Below are 15,325 nucleotides of genomic sequence, written 5' to 3' on the forward strand. Positions count from 1 at the left end.
AGCCATAGAAAAAAGAGGACCTCCCTGTAAAATAGGATGTGGGTTTGCCAACCACATTCAAAAAACAGGGAGGTTGTCTTTGAAATGAGGAATAACAAAGACGTAGATAGTTTAAGTCACACAACGTGGAGATGTCAATATCATGCGATTATAAGTCCTCCGATAAACCAGTGGAAGTGTAACAGGTTCGAATGGATTTGTCAAGCAGGAATCTGTCCGTTTCATCTGAAGAACTACGGAATATGTGCCCTTGAATAAGTATGCACCACCTTTGATACTTAGTTGTATTGTGCCTTTTGTGGCGAGGCATCAGCAAAAGAGGCAAGAAAACCGGTTATCTGTTCAGCAGCGCTTTCTACACCGCAGGAAGAGTCCAGCACAAGATCATAATTTCGGGCATCGCCCCAGCGACGTCCGGATATATGGTGATAATATGCGGCACGGGCTTTATCGGAACGGTAGATATTCTCTCTTCGGCTTCTTCCCTGGTATCGCCGTATACTTCCATAACTCTCCGAATACGATACTCCTGTGGAGTTTGTATAAAAATCCGTACAACATTTTTCCGGTCTTGCAGAACATAATCGGCAGCACGTCCTACAATGATGCAGCTTCCGTTATCGGCAATCTTTTCAATAATTCTGTGCTGTGCCATCACTGCCAGCCGAACGGCTTTGGTGCTGAGATACAGATTATACAGAACTTTTGGGGCATTTTTATTGATGCCAGACACGAATTCTTTATCCAGTCCGCTTTCTTGTGCGGCCAAAGCCGTCATTTCTTTGTAGTAGAAAGGGAGATCTAGCTGCTCCGCCACAAGCCTGCCGATTTCCTTGCCGGAAGAACCGTGCTGACGGGCGATCGTAACAATAACACCAGGCTTGGATGGACGAATAATTGCGGCAGACTGATTTTTGTCCAGCAGAGGAGCTTGACTGACATAGGGATGCGAGAGAAATTGCCGGTAAAATTCGAACCCCAGCAGGGTAGTGAGCAGTTCTGTGACAGGAAAGGTGAGCCAAAACCAGGTAAGGCCCAGACGGGAAAAGACAAATCCTAAAGGAACAAACAAAACTACCGTACGTACAACTGTCAGCAGAGAACTTTTTAGACTTTGACCGACAGCCTGAAAAAACACCGGGAAGATCAGCGAGGTGACCAGAGGAATGAAGCTGATGCCGATAAATCGGAATCCCACACTGCCAATTTCCACCACACGAGGATCAGAGGTAAACACGTGGAGCATAGGACCGGGAATAGTCTCAAAACAGAGCGTTCCCAGTGCCATGAGTGCCATCCCGAATACAACCGATGTGACCAGGGTCTGCTTACAGCGACGTATTTTCCGTGCGGCATAGTTAAAGCTGATTACCGGTACGATACAGGTCTGCATGGAACCGAGCGGAATGAAGAAAAAGGTCTGCCATTTGTAGTAGAGGCCAAGAGTAGTTACTGCTTGATCGGAGAATGTAGAAAGAATAAGATTCAAGCCAAAAATGTAAAAGGTATAGGCAGCCTGCATCAGAATATTCGGGATTCCCAATCGGAAAATTTCGGCAATTCGTCTGTGATACACGGACAACGATGGCGATTTGCGCAGTGCTTTTCGCATGACAGCCAATGCAGCTACGATCTGACCGATAACAGTTGCAATAGCGGCGCCTGCAATTCCCAGCTCCGGGAAGCCCCAAAGGCCAAAAATCAGAAGAGGATCCAGAATGATATTGGTGACTGCACCAAGAATCTGCGCGGCCATAGGTGTTTTCATATCACCATTGGCTTGCAGTATTTTTGTCCAAATACTTTCCAAAAACAAGCCGAAACTGAATATTCCAATAATTCTCCCATAGGTAACCACGTCGGTGATAATTTCCGGAGAGGATGTAGACATTCCGGCATATGCAGGCATGATGCACCAGCACATGAGTGCAAAGATTGCCCACAGCAATACAGCCAATGGGGTACCCACACCGGCAAATTCATCGGCTTTATTCTTTTGTCCTACACCGAAGCGTGCTGCCATAGCGGTATTAATACCAACGCCGGTACCAACCGCCAGAGCAATCATAAGCAGCTGAATCGGGTATACAATAGACAGTGCCGTAAGACCGGAATCGGAATATCTTCCGACAAACAGACTGTCTACGATATTATAGAGCGCCTGGATGAGTTGTGCCAGCATGACGGGAGGTGCAATCTTCAACAGTATTTTCAGAATTTTTTCCTGTCCGAAAAATTGAGAATCTGTCATTACTTTTATGAATCCTTTCAAGCGTTTTCTTTCATGGCTTGTTCAAGCGCATCGCTAAAAGCAGCAGCGGCCTGTGCCATTCCACGGATATTTTCTTCACCAATCAATGCAACAGCCTGAGTTTCAATTTTGTTCAGGGAATCCAGAAATGGGGCAGCGTAGGCTGTGCCTGTTTCCGTCAACACAAATGCTTTCTCACGACCGCGGCAATACTCAGGACTTACAACAAGCAATCCGCGCTTGCGCATGTCGGTAATGACATTGTTGATTGTTTGCCGGGGTAGCAAATAACAATCGCAGATACCTTTCTGAGTGCAAAAACCATCATCACGGATTGTGTACAAAACCAGCATTTCGTTGTAGCTGATGCCATGGCGCTTTGACCATGCAGAATAGACGCCGCGAAATTTGATTACGGCACGGTTTATATCTCCAAGCAGTTCCAATGATGTATCTGGCATGCGGAATCCCTCTTTCACGAATTTGAAAAGATCTTTGCAGGAAAATAGCGGGCCTTTGAAGTGCGGCTATAATCCCAAATGGGATTATAGCCGCGTGGAATTGTGTTGTCAACTATCTTTTCGGATAGGATGCAGCATGGCAAAAATTCAGAAAAGCCAATAAAACTAAAGAAGGTCCGTTCCCCGTATCATCAGGAAGCGAACCCTCAAAATAAACCTTAATTTTATAGGCAGATATTGTACAGCGGATGATGATAAGTCAAGCCCATGAAGCCGATATGCAAAAGGGTTTACAGGCTTGGCAATAGAAGCGCTTAAAAAGGAAGACAAACCACATGAAAATATTGTCATTCTTCCGGCAGATAAAACCCGGACACTCCGTTGGAAAACTCTCCGGCAGCAAAACGGTGCATTACACCGTCTATCTCTACTTTATAGACGGGGAACACCTTTTCCACATGGTAATGCGGGTCGATCACAGTGGCTGTTTCGTTGCATCTTTGCCAGCGGTATTGATAGATATCTACGCCAAACAGCCGGCAAAGCCCGGTTGGTCCGGAGGTTTCGAACTTCCAGTTTGTGCAGGGCTTTTCCGGTTCAGGCTGCGGAAACAGCGAACAATAAAACTGTTGTGCCTTTTCCAGATCCTTGGCGTTGGGATGCCCTTTGGCAAGGCCGCCTACCAGCTTGAACGGGCCAAAGGTGTCATACCCCTTGCAGCTGAATTCCCCCAACACCGGGCATTCCTTTTCCTCAGCAACCTGTCGCAGAGTTTTGGTACCGCGACCCTTTGCACCGCCATAGGTGTAAACAAAGAACACCGGTTTGCCGGCGGGCAGATGCTGGCGGGCAAATTCCACTACCGTTTTATGCATGTCGGACATATAGATGCCGGACGCAAAACCCACACAGTCGTACCCGTCTAGTCGTATGTTAGACTGGGTGCGCAGATCGATAAGATCGACACTGCCCGCTTTGGCCATGGCTTCCACGACCTTCCGGGTATTTCCGTGATGGCAGGAGAGATAGCAGATTGCCGTTTTCAATGTTCGTCGCCTCCCTGAAGCGTCCAGCCAAAATCGTTATGGTAGATCATCTGCCGGGTCATGCCGCCGTCGATGCAGATGTTTTCGCCGGTGATGAACCCTGCCTTGTCGGAGCAGAGAAACAGCACCATATTGGCAATATCCAGCGGATTGCCCACCCGGCCTGCCGGCTGCTGAGAAGCATCCGGCCCGGTCCAGACCTCACCGTTGGCTTCAATCCAGCCCGGCGAAATGCTGTTTACCCGCACTTTGCCGGCAAGGCTGACCGCCAAAGCATGGGTCAGTGCCGCAATGCCGCCCTTGGCAGCGGTGTAGCTTTCGGTCTGGGGCTGGCTCATCCGATCCCGGGAAGAAGAGATATTCACCACAGCTGCACCGGGCGCAAAGTAAGGCATAAACAGCTTGGTCAGATAAAAAGGCGCGGTTACACCGACTTGCAGTGCATAGTTGAACTCATCCCAGCTGCATGTATTGATTCCCTTCATCAGGGGCAGGGCATTGTTGACCAGGTAATCTACATGACCATAATCTGCAATGACCTTGCGGGCAAAGGTCTCCAGTACGGTCTGGTCCGCAATATTGCCCGTAAAATAGTCATTCGGCAGCAGCTCAATGACACATACCGAAGCCCCGGCCTTGCGGAATTCCTCCACGATGGTTTTGCCAATTCCCTTGGCGCCGCCGGTCACAACGGCAACTTTATCCGTAAACATGGCGTTTCCTCCTTGTGCGGTTAGTCCGGCTGCTGCCCGTCATGAGCCTGCCACTGACACTCCGTGATCTGCATGTGGGAGAATACCGCTGTGAAAGAGGACTCTTCCGGAGAGCAGGCATACAAACCAAACCGAATGGTACCGCCGCCTTTGCGAAGATGGCAGATGCGCATCTGGCTGAAGGTAACTCCATCCGGAGAACATTCAATTCTGTAGTCATCCTCCCGGCGGCTGAGCCGGTACCACATGGTGCGAATCTGACCATCGATAGCGGTGGTTGCCCAGTCGGAGTAGCCCTCATTGGTCACGACACTTCCCAGATGCTGAAAGGCTCCGTTTTCATACTCGACGGATGCTTTCAGCCAGTTTTCACTGTCCAGATACAGGACGATGCCGCACTGATCAAATCGATGCCCCGCATCGGCAAAATCAGTTTTGACAACAAAGCTGAAATAAGGCTCGTCCGTTTCCATTTGCAGAAGGGGAGCGTTATCGTTGCGGAAATGGTAATAGGTACGCTGCCACAAATCGGTATGTGGCTGTGTTGTGATCTCAATTTTCTCTTGCGAAATGCTGTATTGCTCCGGCGGTCTGGTAAAAACCAGCTTTTCTGTATCGAATTTCATAGAGATTTCCTCCCTTTTCTTAGCAGTATTGTACCACCAGGGGAAAAGCTGTACAAGCATGCACTCAGCCATCCACTGACGCAACAACAGGCAGAACGTGGGGCCTGATGCAAATAATAGCTGATAAAACCAGAAAATGCCGTTTCCCGGAGGAAACGGCATTTTTCACTTCAGTCGTTGCTGCTATTGGACGGGAAGAAAGGACGCAGTACAGCAGCCACGTTGCTGATCGGCATAGTCTGCAGCCAGACGCGGCCCGGCCCGGTAACCACAGTGTTAAACAGGCCTTCACCGCCAAAGAAAGCGTTCTTGATTCCAGGGACGCTCACGATATCCACCGAGCAGGTGGCATCCATAGCGGCGATATAGCCGGTATCCACTACCAGCGACTGGCCGGCAGCCAGTTCGTACTCCACCACGTGACCATCAAACTCGGTGAAGGCAGTGCCCTGACCGGAGAGTTTCTGCATGATAAAACCCTCACCGCCGAAGAAACCGGCGCCCATCTTCTTCTGGAAGAAGACGGAAAGTTCTACGCCTGCTTCCGCTGCCAGGAAGCTGCTCTTCTGGACTACCAGTTCGCGGCCAGGCCCGATTTCAAAGGCACGGATACTGCCGGGGAAGCTGGAGGCAAAGGCAATCATGCCGGGACCGCCCTGTGCCGTGTAGCGGTTCTGGAACAGAGCCTCGCCCGCCAGCAGACGGCCAAACATCTTGCCCAGACCTCCACCGCTGGTGGTCTCCATCCGCATGTTCGGGGTCATCCAGCTCATGCTGCCCCGCTCGGTGATCATGGTTTCGCCTGCAGACAGTTGGCAGATTACCACAGGAAGGGTATCGCCCTCGATTTGGTATTGCATCCTTCATTTCTCCTTTTCTTTCTCTAGGGGAGCTATCACTATATTAGTTACGTTTTAGCCTTGCAAAGAATGACAAAAATATGAAAATTAAGGTGCTTATTGGATAAAGAAAAGCAGCCTCCACACGCAGGAGACTGCTCTTATCATTCTTCAGGGATTTCCAGCCGGGCGAGGGCATAATCAATGCACATCTGCACCAGTTCATTGCGGGTGCGGCCTGTCTGTGCGGCCACATTTTCCAGTTTGGCGAGCATGGTATCCGGCAGCCGCACCGAAACCACCGTGGATTTTCCTACAGCTGGTTTGCGGTGCGGAACGATAAACTTATCCTCTTGCGCCATGTTGCACCTCCGACGATATTTTCTTGTAGTCATTATTGTGCACAATGGTGTATTATTTATATATTACAAAATAGTATTACATAGTGTGATGAAAGGAGAAAGTTGTGGATACGCGACCATATACTTGCTGCTTTACAGGCCATCAAAATCTTTCAATTCATCAGCAGGAGGAAATATGGCAACGAGTATGTACCCGGCTTTATCCGCTGTTGGAAAGAGACGTGCGCTATTTCGGCGTGGGCGGTGCAATAGGATTCGACACGCTGGTGGCAGAAAAGCTTCTGGATTTGCGGAAAATCTATCCGCAGATCCGGGTGATTCTGGTGCAGCCATTTCAAGGGTACCAAAGCCGCTGGACACCTGCACAGCAGGCCCGTGCAGCAGCCGTGGAGAACCGTGTCGACAAGGTGGTGATCTGCTGCCGGACACCCAGCCGAGAGGCATTTCTGGCACGGGACCGGCATCTGGTGGATGGATCTGCCTACTGTATTGGCTACTGTACCCGTTCCACCGGCGGCACAGCGTATACCTTGCGGTATGCACAAAAGCAAGGGCTGCAGGTGTGGAACATAGCAGGATTGGAGAGACTGCCAAAATAAAAAGACCTGGTGTGCAAGGCTTTGAAGAGTATCTGTCTTAATGACTTTGCAAAAATTTCGATAGTCTGCGAAAAGTCAGTTTGCGTTATATATGTCATAGAAATTGTATTCTGACGAAAGAAGGTGCCATTATCCGTGGAGAAACGATATGAGTTCGACTCCGTTATTTACCCTGTTCCTGAAAAGGGCGGCGCCTATATTCGCTTTCCGTATGACATCTGTACAGAGTTTGGCAAAGGCCGGGTAAAGGCGGAAATCACGTTTGACGGAGAGCCATATTCCGGGAGCATTGTAAATATGGGCGTAAAAAACGAAGATGGCTCTATTTGCTATATCATTGGCATCCGTAAGGATATCCGGGAAAAGATCGGCAAGCAGCCTGGTGATACGGTGCGGGTAACCGTAAAAGCCCCAGAGGCGTAAGGAAAAGGAGATGGAAATAATGTGGACGTGCCCCAAATGCGGACGTGCATTCAAAAACACCAACCAGGAGCATTACTGCGGTGCCGCTCCACAGAGCATTGCGGAATACATTGCGCGGCAGCCGGAAGAGGCGCAGAACTACCTTCGCCAGGTTGACGAAGCGATTCACAACGCGATTCCGGATGCGGTACAAAAGATATCCTGGAGTATGCCCGCCTATTGGAAAAAAAGAAACCTGATCCAGTTCGCTGCTTTCAAAAAACATCTCGGCCTGTATCCCGGTGCAGAGGCTGTGAGCGCCTTTGCTGAACGGCTGCAAGACTACAAGACCAGTAAAGGGGCCATCCAATTACCCTATACCAAGCCGCTGCCGCTTGATCTGATCGGAGAAATGGCAGTCTGGTGCCGGAATCAGTACGGGGATTAAAGTGGAATCATTATGCAAGAAAATAGGGCGCTGCACAGGCAAAAGTGCAGCGCCCCATTTTTGACGGATGCTTCATTTTTGAGAGATAGAAGCCGACAAATTGACCGAAGGCTGTCCGATGTATTGTCTTGAATCCTGCAGCCGCTGTTCCATGGCAGCGATTTCATCCAGGATTTGCTGGCGGCTTTTCTTTTGGTTCATCTGCAGAAAGAGGTGATACCGCATCTGAAGAGAGTCCATCTTGTCGGGAAATTCGATTCGCACGCCACCGAGGTCATTCCCTTCCAGTTCGTTCCGGCAGATTTCATCGTCCATAACAGCCATATAAAGGGCGTATCGGGTAAACTCTTTGAAAGGCATCTGAAAGGTCCGTCGTTTCCATACAATCGTGCCAGTTGCAACAGCCAGGCAGCCCAGAATGGCAGCCTTGTGGTGAGTATTCATTTTGGTTATCCTCCAATCGTTGCACAGGAGAGAGCTATATCAAGTCTTTGCCCTGCTCTGCGCCCAGGCCAAAAGGATGCAGGCGAAACCAGGAACCTTTGGTTTCCAGCCAGCCCGCCCGTTTCAGCTTTCCAAGTTCTGCTGACATAGCGGAACGCTCTACCCCCAGATAGTCTGCAAGAGTTTGCCGGTCACAGGGGATTACAAACTCGGAACTTTCCTGTTGCTTTGCCTGATCCAGAAGATAGGTCATCAGCTTGTCCTTTGTGGTCTTTTGCGACATATAGCGAACCTTCTGGGTAAAGGACAGGTTCTTCTGAGCAAGCCCCTGCAGCAGGTTCTGAATCAGCAGACTGTGAAAACGGCAAGTGTGTGAGCAAAGGGTCAGAATGCGGCGGCAATCCAGGAGAAGCACCTCACCATCCTTGACCGCATACACACTCACGGGCAGTTTTTCCAGCCCGGCACAGGAAAATGCTTCTCCAAACGAATCGCCGGGCTGCAGGATAGAAAGTACGCTGCGATTTCCGTAGTAGTCATCCTGAACCACCTGCACGCCACCGGACAGAACTACGCCTACCAGTTGGGCCGGTGAGCCCTCCAGAAAGACAGGCTCTCCTTTGGAGATCGGCAATACTTTAGCATCAAGGCATCCCAGCATCGACTGTATTTCATCCGTATGAATGCCATGAAATAGGGGACATTGAGACAAAACAGACTGATATTTTTCCATAAAAATCTCCCGTGTTGGAATTCCAACAGAAATCTTTTGGCTATTATAGTAAACTGCTTACAGAACGTCAAGTATACCTGCAATAAAGGAGAACATAACATGATCCGCAAGATTATTGAGATTAACGAAGAAAAGTGCAACGGGTGCGGCGCCTGCGCCGCTGCCTGCCATGAGGGCGCTATCGGGATGGTGAACGGGAAAGCCAAGCTGCTTCGGGATGACTACTGCGACGGCCTGGGCGACTGCCTGCCCACCTGCCCTACCGGTGCCATCCGCTTTGTAGAGCGGGAAGCAGCCGCTTACGATGAACAGGCGGTTCGGGAAAACCAGATGAAGAAACAGGCAACGCACTCTGGCTGTCCCGGGCGTCAGATGCAGCAGTTCAACCGGCAGGCACCGGCGGCGGCCGCCGCTGCGCCGCTTCCGTCGCAGCTTGGTCAGTGGCCCTGCCAGATCAAGCTGATTCCGGTAAATGCGCCCTGTTTTGACGGCGCTAAACTGCTTATTGCCGCCGACTGCACGGCGTATGCTTATGCCAACCTGCATCAGGAATTTATGCGCGGTAAAGTTACCCTGATCGGCTGCCCCAAGCTGGACAGCGTGGACTACAGCGAAAAGCTGACCGAGATTCTCCGCAATAACAACATCCAGAGCCTGACGATTGTGCGGATGGAGGTTCCCTGCTGCGGAGGGCTGGAACTTGCTGCCAAGAAAGCGCTGCAGGCAAGCGGAAAGTTCATCCCTTGGCAGGTGGTAACCATCTCGGTGGATGGCAAAATACTGGACTAAGCAACGCGCAGGTGGAAGAAGATACTAGCCGAAAACCGGCGAATAAAACCCGGCAGTCTGTATAAACTGAATAAGGGACAAGGAGGTACCGGCAATGTCCGCAAAAATGAAGAATATCAGCCAGGCGGAGGTCCTGGTTTTGAAGGAGCAGATCGCATACCAGGAGGGCCAGGTAGTCAGCAAAACGCTGGCCCAGAATAACGCGCTGAGCATTACGCTGTTTTCCTTTGCCAAGGGTGAGGAAATCAGCACCCACGCATCCGGCGGCGACGCCTTTGTGACCTGTCTGGATGGTGTGGGCAAAATCACCATCGACGGTGTGGAGTATCTGCTGCGGGAAGGCGAATCAATCGTGATGCCCGCTGGGCACCCCCACGCGGTGTATGGCGAAGAAGCATTCAAAATGCTGCTGGTAGTTGTGTTCTGAGGAAAGGAGACAGAAAGATGAAAGCAATGGTAGATCCGGATACCTGCATCGGCTGCGGTTTGTGCTGCGGCCTGTGCGATGCGGTATTCCGTATGAACGATGAAGGAAAAGCCGAGGCCTATCAGGCGGCGGATGAGATACACCAAAGCGACGTACAGGAAGCTATCAACACATGCCCTGTGTCGGCAATCCGCTGGGAAGAGTAAGTCTTTCCCTCTCAGGCGAATTCAAAATAAGGGCAAACAAGGGAGCGCTGCAATAGTTGCAGCGCTCCCTTTTAATGTTGCACAGTTTGGCAAAGCCGTTCGGAGTGGGTCTGCTTCGCTTGTTCAATTGCACTGTCAGAGTATAGCGAATGTGGAATTGCCGATTGTCGTGTGATATACTTTCTTTATAAAGATCAGGCTGCATATTTGAATTGGCAGGGAGGTAACAACAGTGGATTATATATGGATTGTTGTTCTCGTTTTGCTTGGATTCGCAATGCTGTTGAAACCGGAAATTATCTGGAAAATTGAGCATATTTTTACGGTGAAAAATGGCGAACCAACAGATTTGTACTTGACTTTGATGCGACTTGGCGGAATTTTCTTTATTGGAGCCGGCATCATTGTTCTGATAGCCAGCATTATACAGAATTTCTGAGATGCCGATACGCAACTCTTGAAGAATCCATGATCGTTGATACAGGAAAAAGGAGGAATCACGTATGCAGGAACATCGTATCACAACTCCCGGTCCGGTATTGGATAAACAGGGTGTTATCACTCCCGGCTATTCCGAAAAGTCGGTGCTGACCTACCGCCGCCGTGATATCAAAGCGCCTTTTTACCGAATCAAGGAATGGGACTTCTACCAGGTGTCTGACGGGGAAAAGTGCCTGCAGTTCACCTATGGTCACGCATCCTATGCGGGGCAGGTCGGGATTATGCTGTTTGACTTCAAAAAGGGGGAAATGATCGCCGATATTAATAAGCTGCTTGCATTCCCCTTTGGCAGCCTGCACTTGCCGGAAAATGCAGAGATGGACAGCGACGTTCGGTATGACAAAGGTGGGGTGCATCTGCGCTTCTTGGTCGAGGGAAATCGCCGGCGGCTGACCTTCTCTGCGCCGGAATTTGAAGCCGATATCACGCTGGAACGGAAGAATCCGTATTCGCTGGTCATCAACATCCCCTTTGACGAGTACAAAACCGCATTTTATTATAACCACAAGATCAACTGCATGACGGCCCGCGGTCGTGCGGTATACAAGGGTAAGGAATACTGTTTTGGTGAAGATGCTTTCGGTTTGCTGGACTGGGGGAGAGGCGTGTGGCCCTTCCACAATGAGTGGTACTGGTCCAACGGTACAGGCATGGTGAATGGGAAGATATTCGGTTTCAATCTGGGAACCGGTTTCGGCAACACCAGTCAAGCCACCGAAAATATGCTGTTCTATGATGGCGGTTACTGCAAAATTGGTCGGGTACGGTTTGAACGGCAAGCGGACTATAACCAGCCCTGGCATCTGTATGATGAAGAGGGACGGCTGGACTTGACCCTGGACCCCCTTTACGACCGCACTACCCGCACCAAAGTGTTGTTTATTGATAACTGCTGCCACCAGATGTTCGGCGGCTTCTCCGGCCAGGCAGTGCTGGATGACGGAACCGTGCTGCAGATCAAGAATCTGCCCGCCTTTGCTGAACATGCGGTGAACAACTGGTAATTGTGTGGGCCATTCCTGACACAATACAGTGCAGTACCATAATGCTGGCCGGATGAAGCGTAAATGCAGGTAAGAGTATAGAAAAGCGGCAGGGTACTTCCTTGAAAGTGCCCTGCCGCTTTCACACGGGATCGTTGGCCATTGCTTGCTTTATATCTTCATAACCGCGCTTGTATCCTGCGGGCCAATATACGGCATAACCTTTGAACTCAGAGGAGCCAAATACATATTGTGTCGGAGCGGGATGAGATGAAAAACTGGAGTTCAGCGGCTTTCCAACAGTAGCATCCGCCGCACCAATGGCATAGCCACTTTGATAGCCGCTCTCAGCTCCTATCCCATATTTTACATGCCGAACAGATAAAATGGTACTTGTGACAAAAAATATCGAAAGAATTGTAAATAAAGCTATACTTGCGGCCTTCCGCCAGCCCTGTAAGGATTTATTCTTGGGTTTTGCAACTTTGAGTTCTGCGAAAAATCCGATGATATAAAATACAAACAGTGTTGCCAGATAAAATACCCAACCATTGTTGTATCCAATTGGTGATCTGCGCATCATGGACAACCCGGCTGTATTTGACACAATGATGGCAACAATTGTCCCTAAAAATAATGAGACACCAACGATTTTCTTGCCCAGAGAAAAGATAACGACGTGAACTAGACAGGTAATCATAAGGATATGGTTCGATTGCATCCATTTCCAGATACAGTTTCTGATGCCGGCCAGGTAAAAAACAAGCAAACATATCCCATACACAGCGATATACGCTATGAGAATTAGGGCTATCGCCTGGATCATTTTAAATGCGATCCGTTTTGCTTCCTGGAACTTTTTCCTGTCCTCTAGCTTTTGGCGAGCATATTCCTCCAAAGCTGTTGGTTGATACGGCTTTGTATCAGTGAGTTCATCAATTGGAACAGATAACAAATTCGCCAGTTTTATGAGATTCTCTGAGTTGGGAGAGCTCTGGCCGCCTTCCCACTTTGCAATGGCCTGTCTGCTTACGCCAAGATCAAAGGCGACGGCATCTTGGGTTAAGCCTTTGCTTTTTCGCAATAGCCGAATTTTCTCTCCAACCGTCATGGCGTTCACCTCGCAACTTTCATCTTAATTATAGGAAATGAGGTGTTTCTTGTCTATCAACTATTCCGCAACTATCAGTTGCATTTTGCGCTGACGCTCAATAGGGCCTATACTGATTAGATGAAAAATGCAAAGGCAGTGGTGTGCGTATCCATTCAACAATTCCCCGTATACACATACCGCAGCCGTTCCCGTGCCACTTCAGCCAATCGATAAACCGTCTGTACCGGCGTGGGTGGGCGATCCTGCATTTGATGCTGCGGGAAAAAGCGGGAGACATGCAAAGGAATCTCAGGGCTTACCGAAGCCAGCCAGGCTGATAAAGCCCGCATCTCATCCTCACTGTCATTTTCGCCGGGCACTATCAGTGTGGTAACTTCTATATGGCAGTGCTGTGCGGCTAAATCAATCGAACGCTTAACCGTTGCCAGGTCTCCGCCAAGGCGGCGGTACCAGTCGCTTGTAAATCCTTTCAGGTCAATGTTAACAGCATCAAGCAGCGGAAGAAGCGCCTTCCAAGGCCCCTCTTCAATAGTCCCGTTGGTCACCAGTACATTCAGCATTCCTGTTTGATGCACCAGTTCGGCGCAGTCCCGCACATATTCGTATCCTACAAGGGGCTCATTGTAGGTGTAGGCAATACCGATATTGCCTTGCTCCCGCAAACGCAGAGATTCCTGAACCAGCTGTCCCGGCGAGCAATCCTGTGTATATGCTTCAGGACCAACAGCGGCAATTCCGGCGTTTTGACAGAAAGGGCAATGCAGATTGCAGCCGAAACTTCCCACTGACAGGATCAGGCTCCCGCTGTGAAACCGGCGCAGGGGCTTTTTTTCAATAGGATCCAGAGCCAATGCCGTCAATTTGCCGTAGTTCAGAGAAACGATTTTCCCGTTGCGATTACCGCGGGCACGGCAAAACCCGGTTTGTCCTTCATCCAGCTGACAATGGTGAAAGCAAAGCTCACAGGTCAGTTTCATAGATGTCTCACCACCTTGAAACGCTGGATAGTATAGGGATCGTCCTCTTGAATACCGCCCTTTCGGCGTGCAATATCCAGTTGTTCTTCCACAGTATCCACACCATCCAGATCCGGCAGCAGCAAACCTCGTTTGCGTCCGCAGCTGACAATAACGCCGTACAGCCTGGGGTTCAGCTGAGCAGGCGAATCTACCGGCTCCGATTGGCCGAGCACGTCTACGCTGTACTCCAGTTCATCCAGCTCATCCGCACGAACCGCAGGGAACCGCGGATCCCGTGTCCCAGCCGAAACAGCATTATGCACAATCTCTTCAGCCAGATTCTTTTCGGTAGGAAGAATGGTTCCAATGCAGCCCCGCAGCTGTCCGTGCTTGTGCAGCGATACGAAAGCCCCGGCTGCCTGGGTGGTCAATTCTGCAGGCAAGTCCTGCGGAACAGCAGACAAAACATGTCCTTGGCGGATATAGGTCTCCAGGGACAGGCGCGCCAGCCGTACCCAGGGATCCTCCTTGGCACGCCGGGCAGCAAGACGTTCCTGTTGAGCCTTTTCGCAGGCCGCTGCAAACCGGCGGTTCTCGTTTTTGCCGACAACAGGAAATAGTGCCACCCCGTATCCTACGCCAAATGTGCCTTCGTGGCTAAGCAAATGAGGCTCCACTGCCAACCCGTCCAGCGCACCGGCCATAATCTGAAAAGAGCGAAGCCCGCATTCGGCCGCGCGCTCGCAGAGGGTGGAGTCCATGGTGAGAAACTCAAGAAAATTTCCCGAAGCCATGGTTCGGGTTACCGCTTCATCGAAAACGGGCCCCTCGGCGGCGAATCCATAAGGGCCATCGGGTTTCAATTTGTGGGAAAGGTCACCGCTGGCCACAAAGACGGCACGGCGCCCCAGAGATTCTGCTGCGCTTGCCACACACTGACCCAGCCGGTAGTGATCCAAAGCGGAAAAGCCGGACAGACCCATCCGCACGATGGGGCAGACCACACCCGCTTTGCGCAAAAAATACAGGGGAATCAGCACACCGTGGTCGAGGTCGGGGTCACGCTGCCCCAGCGTACCGGCCTGCAAACCGGCTGCTTCGGCGCGGCGAACAATCTCGTCCCGCAAAGCTGCATCATACTGTACTTCTAAGCGAACCTGTGGTGCGCCAAAAGCGGCCATAGTACCTGTCGCTCCGCTGCCCGGCGCAATGTGAAAATAGTCGCCGTAAAGAATCGTGTGGGGAGAAGCCACAATGAGGACATCGGGATTCCAACGGGCCACTTCCGCAGCGGCTGTACGCATGGCCTGTCCGGTAGCAGCAATTTCCCGTTCCCGGCCGTTGCCCACTTCGGGCAGCAGAACCGGCGGATGCGGGGTCAAAAAAGCACCAAGCATCGACATACCCGTTACTCCTTTCCTA

At 50.6% G+C, this 15,325-nt stretch carries 21 protein-coding genes; 8 read left to right on the forward strand and 13 right to left on the reverse strand.

All coding sequences use genetic code 11. The annotated features are described in order from the left end of the window. Nucleotides 1-278 precede the first annotated feature (278 nt). From B5E65_RS16835 to B5E65_RS15960, 8 genes are all read right to left on the reverse strand, one after another. Nucleotides 279-422, reverse strand: coding sequence for a hypothetical protein (locus B5E65_RS16835; protein WP_481810348.1), 144 nt, complete (start codon nucleotides 420-422; stop codon nucleotides 279-281). Next, nucleotides 356-2,251 carry an MATE family efflux transporter gene (locus tag B5E65_RS01775; RefSeq protein WP_087170067.1) on the reverse strand — a complete coding sequence of 632 codons (1,896 nt, stop codon included), beginning with the start codon at nucleotides 2,249-2,251 and terminating at the stop codon, nucleotides 356-358. The genes B5E65_RS16835 and B5E65_RS01775 overlap by 67 nt, the downstream gene beginning before the upstream one ends. A gap of 17 nt (nucleotides 2,252-2,268) precedes the next feature. Further along, the gene (locus tag B5E65_RS01780; protein ID WP_087170068.1) at nucleotides 2,269-2,712 is read right to left on the reverse strand and encodes a MarR family winged helix-turn-helix transcriptional regulator; all 444 of its coding nucleotides are present in this window, start codon (nucleotides 2,710-2,712) and stop codon (nucleotides 2,269-2,271) included. A 347-nt stretch (nucleotides 2,713-3,059) separates the two neighbouring features. After that, entirely contained in the window at nucleotides 3,060-3,758 is a 699-nt protein-coding gene (locus B5E65_RS16475) for a flavodoxin family protein (protein WP_275532853.1), read from the reverse strand. Continuing rightward, nucleotides 3,755-4,471, reverse strand: coding sequence for an SDR family oxidoreductase (locus B5E65_RS01790; protein WP_087170069.1), 717 nt, complete (start codon nucleotides 4,469-4,471; stop codon nucleotides 3,755-3,757). The genes B5E65_RS16475 and B5E65_RS01790 overlap by 4 nt, the downstream gene beginning before the upstream one ends. A 20-nt stretch (nucleotides 4,472-4,491) precedes the next feature. Next, nucleotides 4,492-5,097 (reverse strand): DUF1349 domain-containing protein, encoded by a 606-nt coding sequence (locus B5E65_RS01795; RefSeq protein WP_087170070.1) that lies wholly within the window; start codon nucleotides 5,095-5,097, stop codon nucleotides 4,492-4,494. Between the two features lie 170 nt (nucleotides 5,098-5,267). Next, entirely contained in the window at nucleotides 5,268-5,957 is a 690-nt protein-coding gene (locus B5E65_RS01800) for a TIGR00266 family protein (protein ID WP_087170071.1), read from the reverse strand. Between the two features lie 143 nt (nucleotides 5,958-6,100). Continuing rightward, a complete protein-coding gene (locus B5E65_RS15960; protein ID WP_158098484.1) occupies nucleotides 6,101-6,298 on the reverse strand; it encodes a ribbon-helix-helix protein, CopG family in 198 nt (65 codons plus the stop codon). Between the two features lie 104 nt (nucleotides 6,299-6,402). Between B5E65_RS15960 and B5E65_RS01805 the strand changes: the two genes are divergently transcribed. From B5E65_RS01805 to B5E65_RS01815, 3 genes are all read left to right on the forward strand, one after another. Next, the gene (locus tag B5E65_RS01805; RefSeq protein ID WP_087170072.1) at nucleotides 6,403-6,897 is read left to right on the forward strand and encodes an SLOG family protein; all 495 of its coding nucleotides are present in this window, start codon (nucleotides 6,403-6,405) and stop codon (nucleotides 6,895-6,897) included. Between the two features lie 135 nt (nucleotides 6,898-7,032). Next, nucleotides 7,033-7,320, forward strand: coding sequence for a DUF1905 domain-containing protein (locus B5E65_RS01810; protein ID WP_087170073.1), 288 nt, complete (start codon nucleotides 7,033-7,035; stop codon nucleotides 7,318-7,320). A gap of 19 nt (nucleotides 7,321-7,339) precedes the next feature. Beyond that, a complete protein-coding gene (locus B5E65_RS01815; protein ID WP_087170074.1) occupies nucleotides 7,340-7,747 on the forward strand; it encodes an iron chaperone in 408 nt (135 codons plus the stop codon). Between the two features lie 72 nt (nucleotides 7,748-7,819). Here the strand turns inward: B5E65_RS01815 and B5E65_RS01820 are convergent, their stop codons facing one another. Beyond that, nucleotides 7,820-8,191 carry a hypothetical protein gene (locus tag B5E65_RS01820; RefSeq protein ID WP_087170075.1) on the reverse strand — a complete coding sequence of 124 codons (372 nt, stop codon included), beginning with the start codon at nucleotides 8,189-8,191 and terminating at the stop codon, nucleotides 7,820-7,822. Nucleotides 8,192-8,225: 34 nt separating this feature from the next. After that, complete coding sequence (locus B5E65_RS01825) at nucleotides 8,226-8,924, reverse strand: Crp/Fnr family transcriptional regulator (protein ID WP_087170076.1); 699 nt, start codon at nucleotides 8,922-8,924, stop codon at nucleotides 8,226-8,228. A 99-nt stretch (nucleotides 8,925-9,023) separates the two neighbouring features. Here B5E65_RS01825 and B5E65_RS01830 point away from each other — a divergent pair, with 99 nt between their 5' ends. The 5 genes from B5E65_RS01830 to B5E65_RS01850 all read left to right on the forward strand — a co-directional run bounded on the left by B5E65_RS01830 (nucleotide 9,024) and on the right by B5E65_RS01850 (nucleotide 11,851). Continuing rightward, the gene (locus tag B5E65_RS01830) at nucleotides 9,024-9,713 is read left to right on the forward strand and encodes an ATP-binding protein (RefSeq protein ID WP_087170077.1); all 690 of its coding nucleotides are present in this window, start codon (nucleotides 9,024-9,026) and stop codon (nucleotides 9,711-9,713) included. A gap of 94 nt (nucleotides 9,714-9,807) precedes the next feature. Then, complete coding sequence (locus tag B5E65_RS01835) at nucleotides 9,808-10,140, forward strand: cupin domain-containing protein (protein WP_087170078.1); 333 nt, start codon at nucleotides 9,808-9,810, stop codon at nucleotides 10,138-10,140. Nucleotides 10,141-10,157: 17 nt separating this feature from the next. Next, nucleotides 10,158-10,346: a ferredoxin gene (locus B5E65_RS01840; RefSeq protein ID WP_087170079.1), complete on the forward strand. Its 189-nt coding sequence runs from the start codon at nucleotides 10,158-10,160 to the stop codon at nucleotides 10,344-10,346. A gap of 232 nt (nucleotides 10,347-10,578) precedes the next feature. Continuing rightward, nucleotides 10,579-10,785 (forward strand): DUF6199 family natural product biosynthesis protein, encoded by a 207-nt coding sequence (locus B5E65_RS01845; RefSeq protein WP_087170080.1) that lies wholly within the window; start codon nucleotides 10,579-10,581, stop codon nucleotides 10,783-10,785. A 64-nt stretch (nucleotides 10,786-10,849) separates the two neighbouring features. Further along, nucleotides 10,850-11,851, forward strand: coding sequence for a DUF2804 domain-containing protein (locus B5E65_RS01850; RefSeq protein ID WP_087170081.1), 1,002 nt, complete (start codon nucleotides 10,850-10,852; stop codon nucleotides 11,849-11,851). A 121-nt stretch (nucleotides 11,852-11,972) separates the two neighbouring features. Here the strand turns inward: B5E65_RS01850 and B5E65_RS01855 are convergent, their stop codons facing one another. From B5E65_RS01855 to amrA, 3 genes are all read right to left on the reverse strand, one after another. Continuing rightward, the gene (locus B5E65_RS01855; protein WP_087170082.1) at nucleotides 11,973-12,941 is read right to left on the reverse strand and encodes a helix-turn-helix domain-containing protein; all 969 of its coding nucleotides are present in this window, start codon (nucleotides 12,939-12,941) and stop codon (nucleotides 11,973-11,975) included. Between the two features lie 155 nt (nucleotides 12,942-13,096). Next, nucleotides 13,097-13,921, reverse strand: a complete 825-nt coding sequence (gene amrS, locus B5E65_RS01860; RefSeq protein WP_087170083.1) for an AmmeMemoRadiSam system radical SAM enzyme — start codon at nucleotides 13,919-13,921, stop codon at nucleotides 13,097-13,099. Then, on the reverse strand, nucleotides 13,918-15,306 hold the full coding sequence (gene amrA, locus B5E65_RS01865) for an AmmeMemoRadiSam system protein A (protein ID WP_087170084.1): 1,389 nt from the start codon (nucleotides 15,304-15,306) through the stop codon (nucleotides 13,918-13,920). Before amrA ends, amrS begins: the two co-directional genes overlap by 4 nt. Nucleotides 15,307-15,325 lie beyond the last annotated feature (19 nt).

Origin of the sequence: Gemmiger sp. An120 (assembly GCF_002160955.1) — a bacterium.
GTDB lineage: Bacteria > Bacillota > Clostridia > Oscillospirales > Ruminococcaceae > Gemmiger_A > Gemmiger_A avium.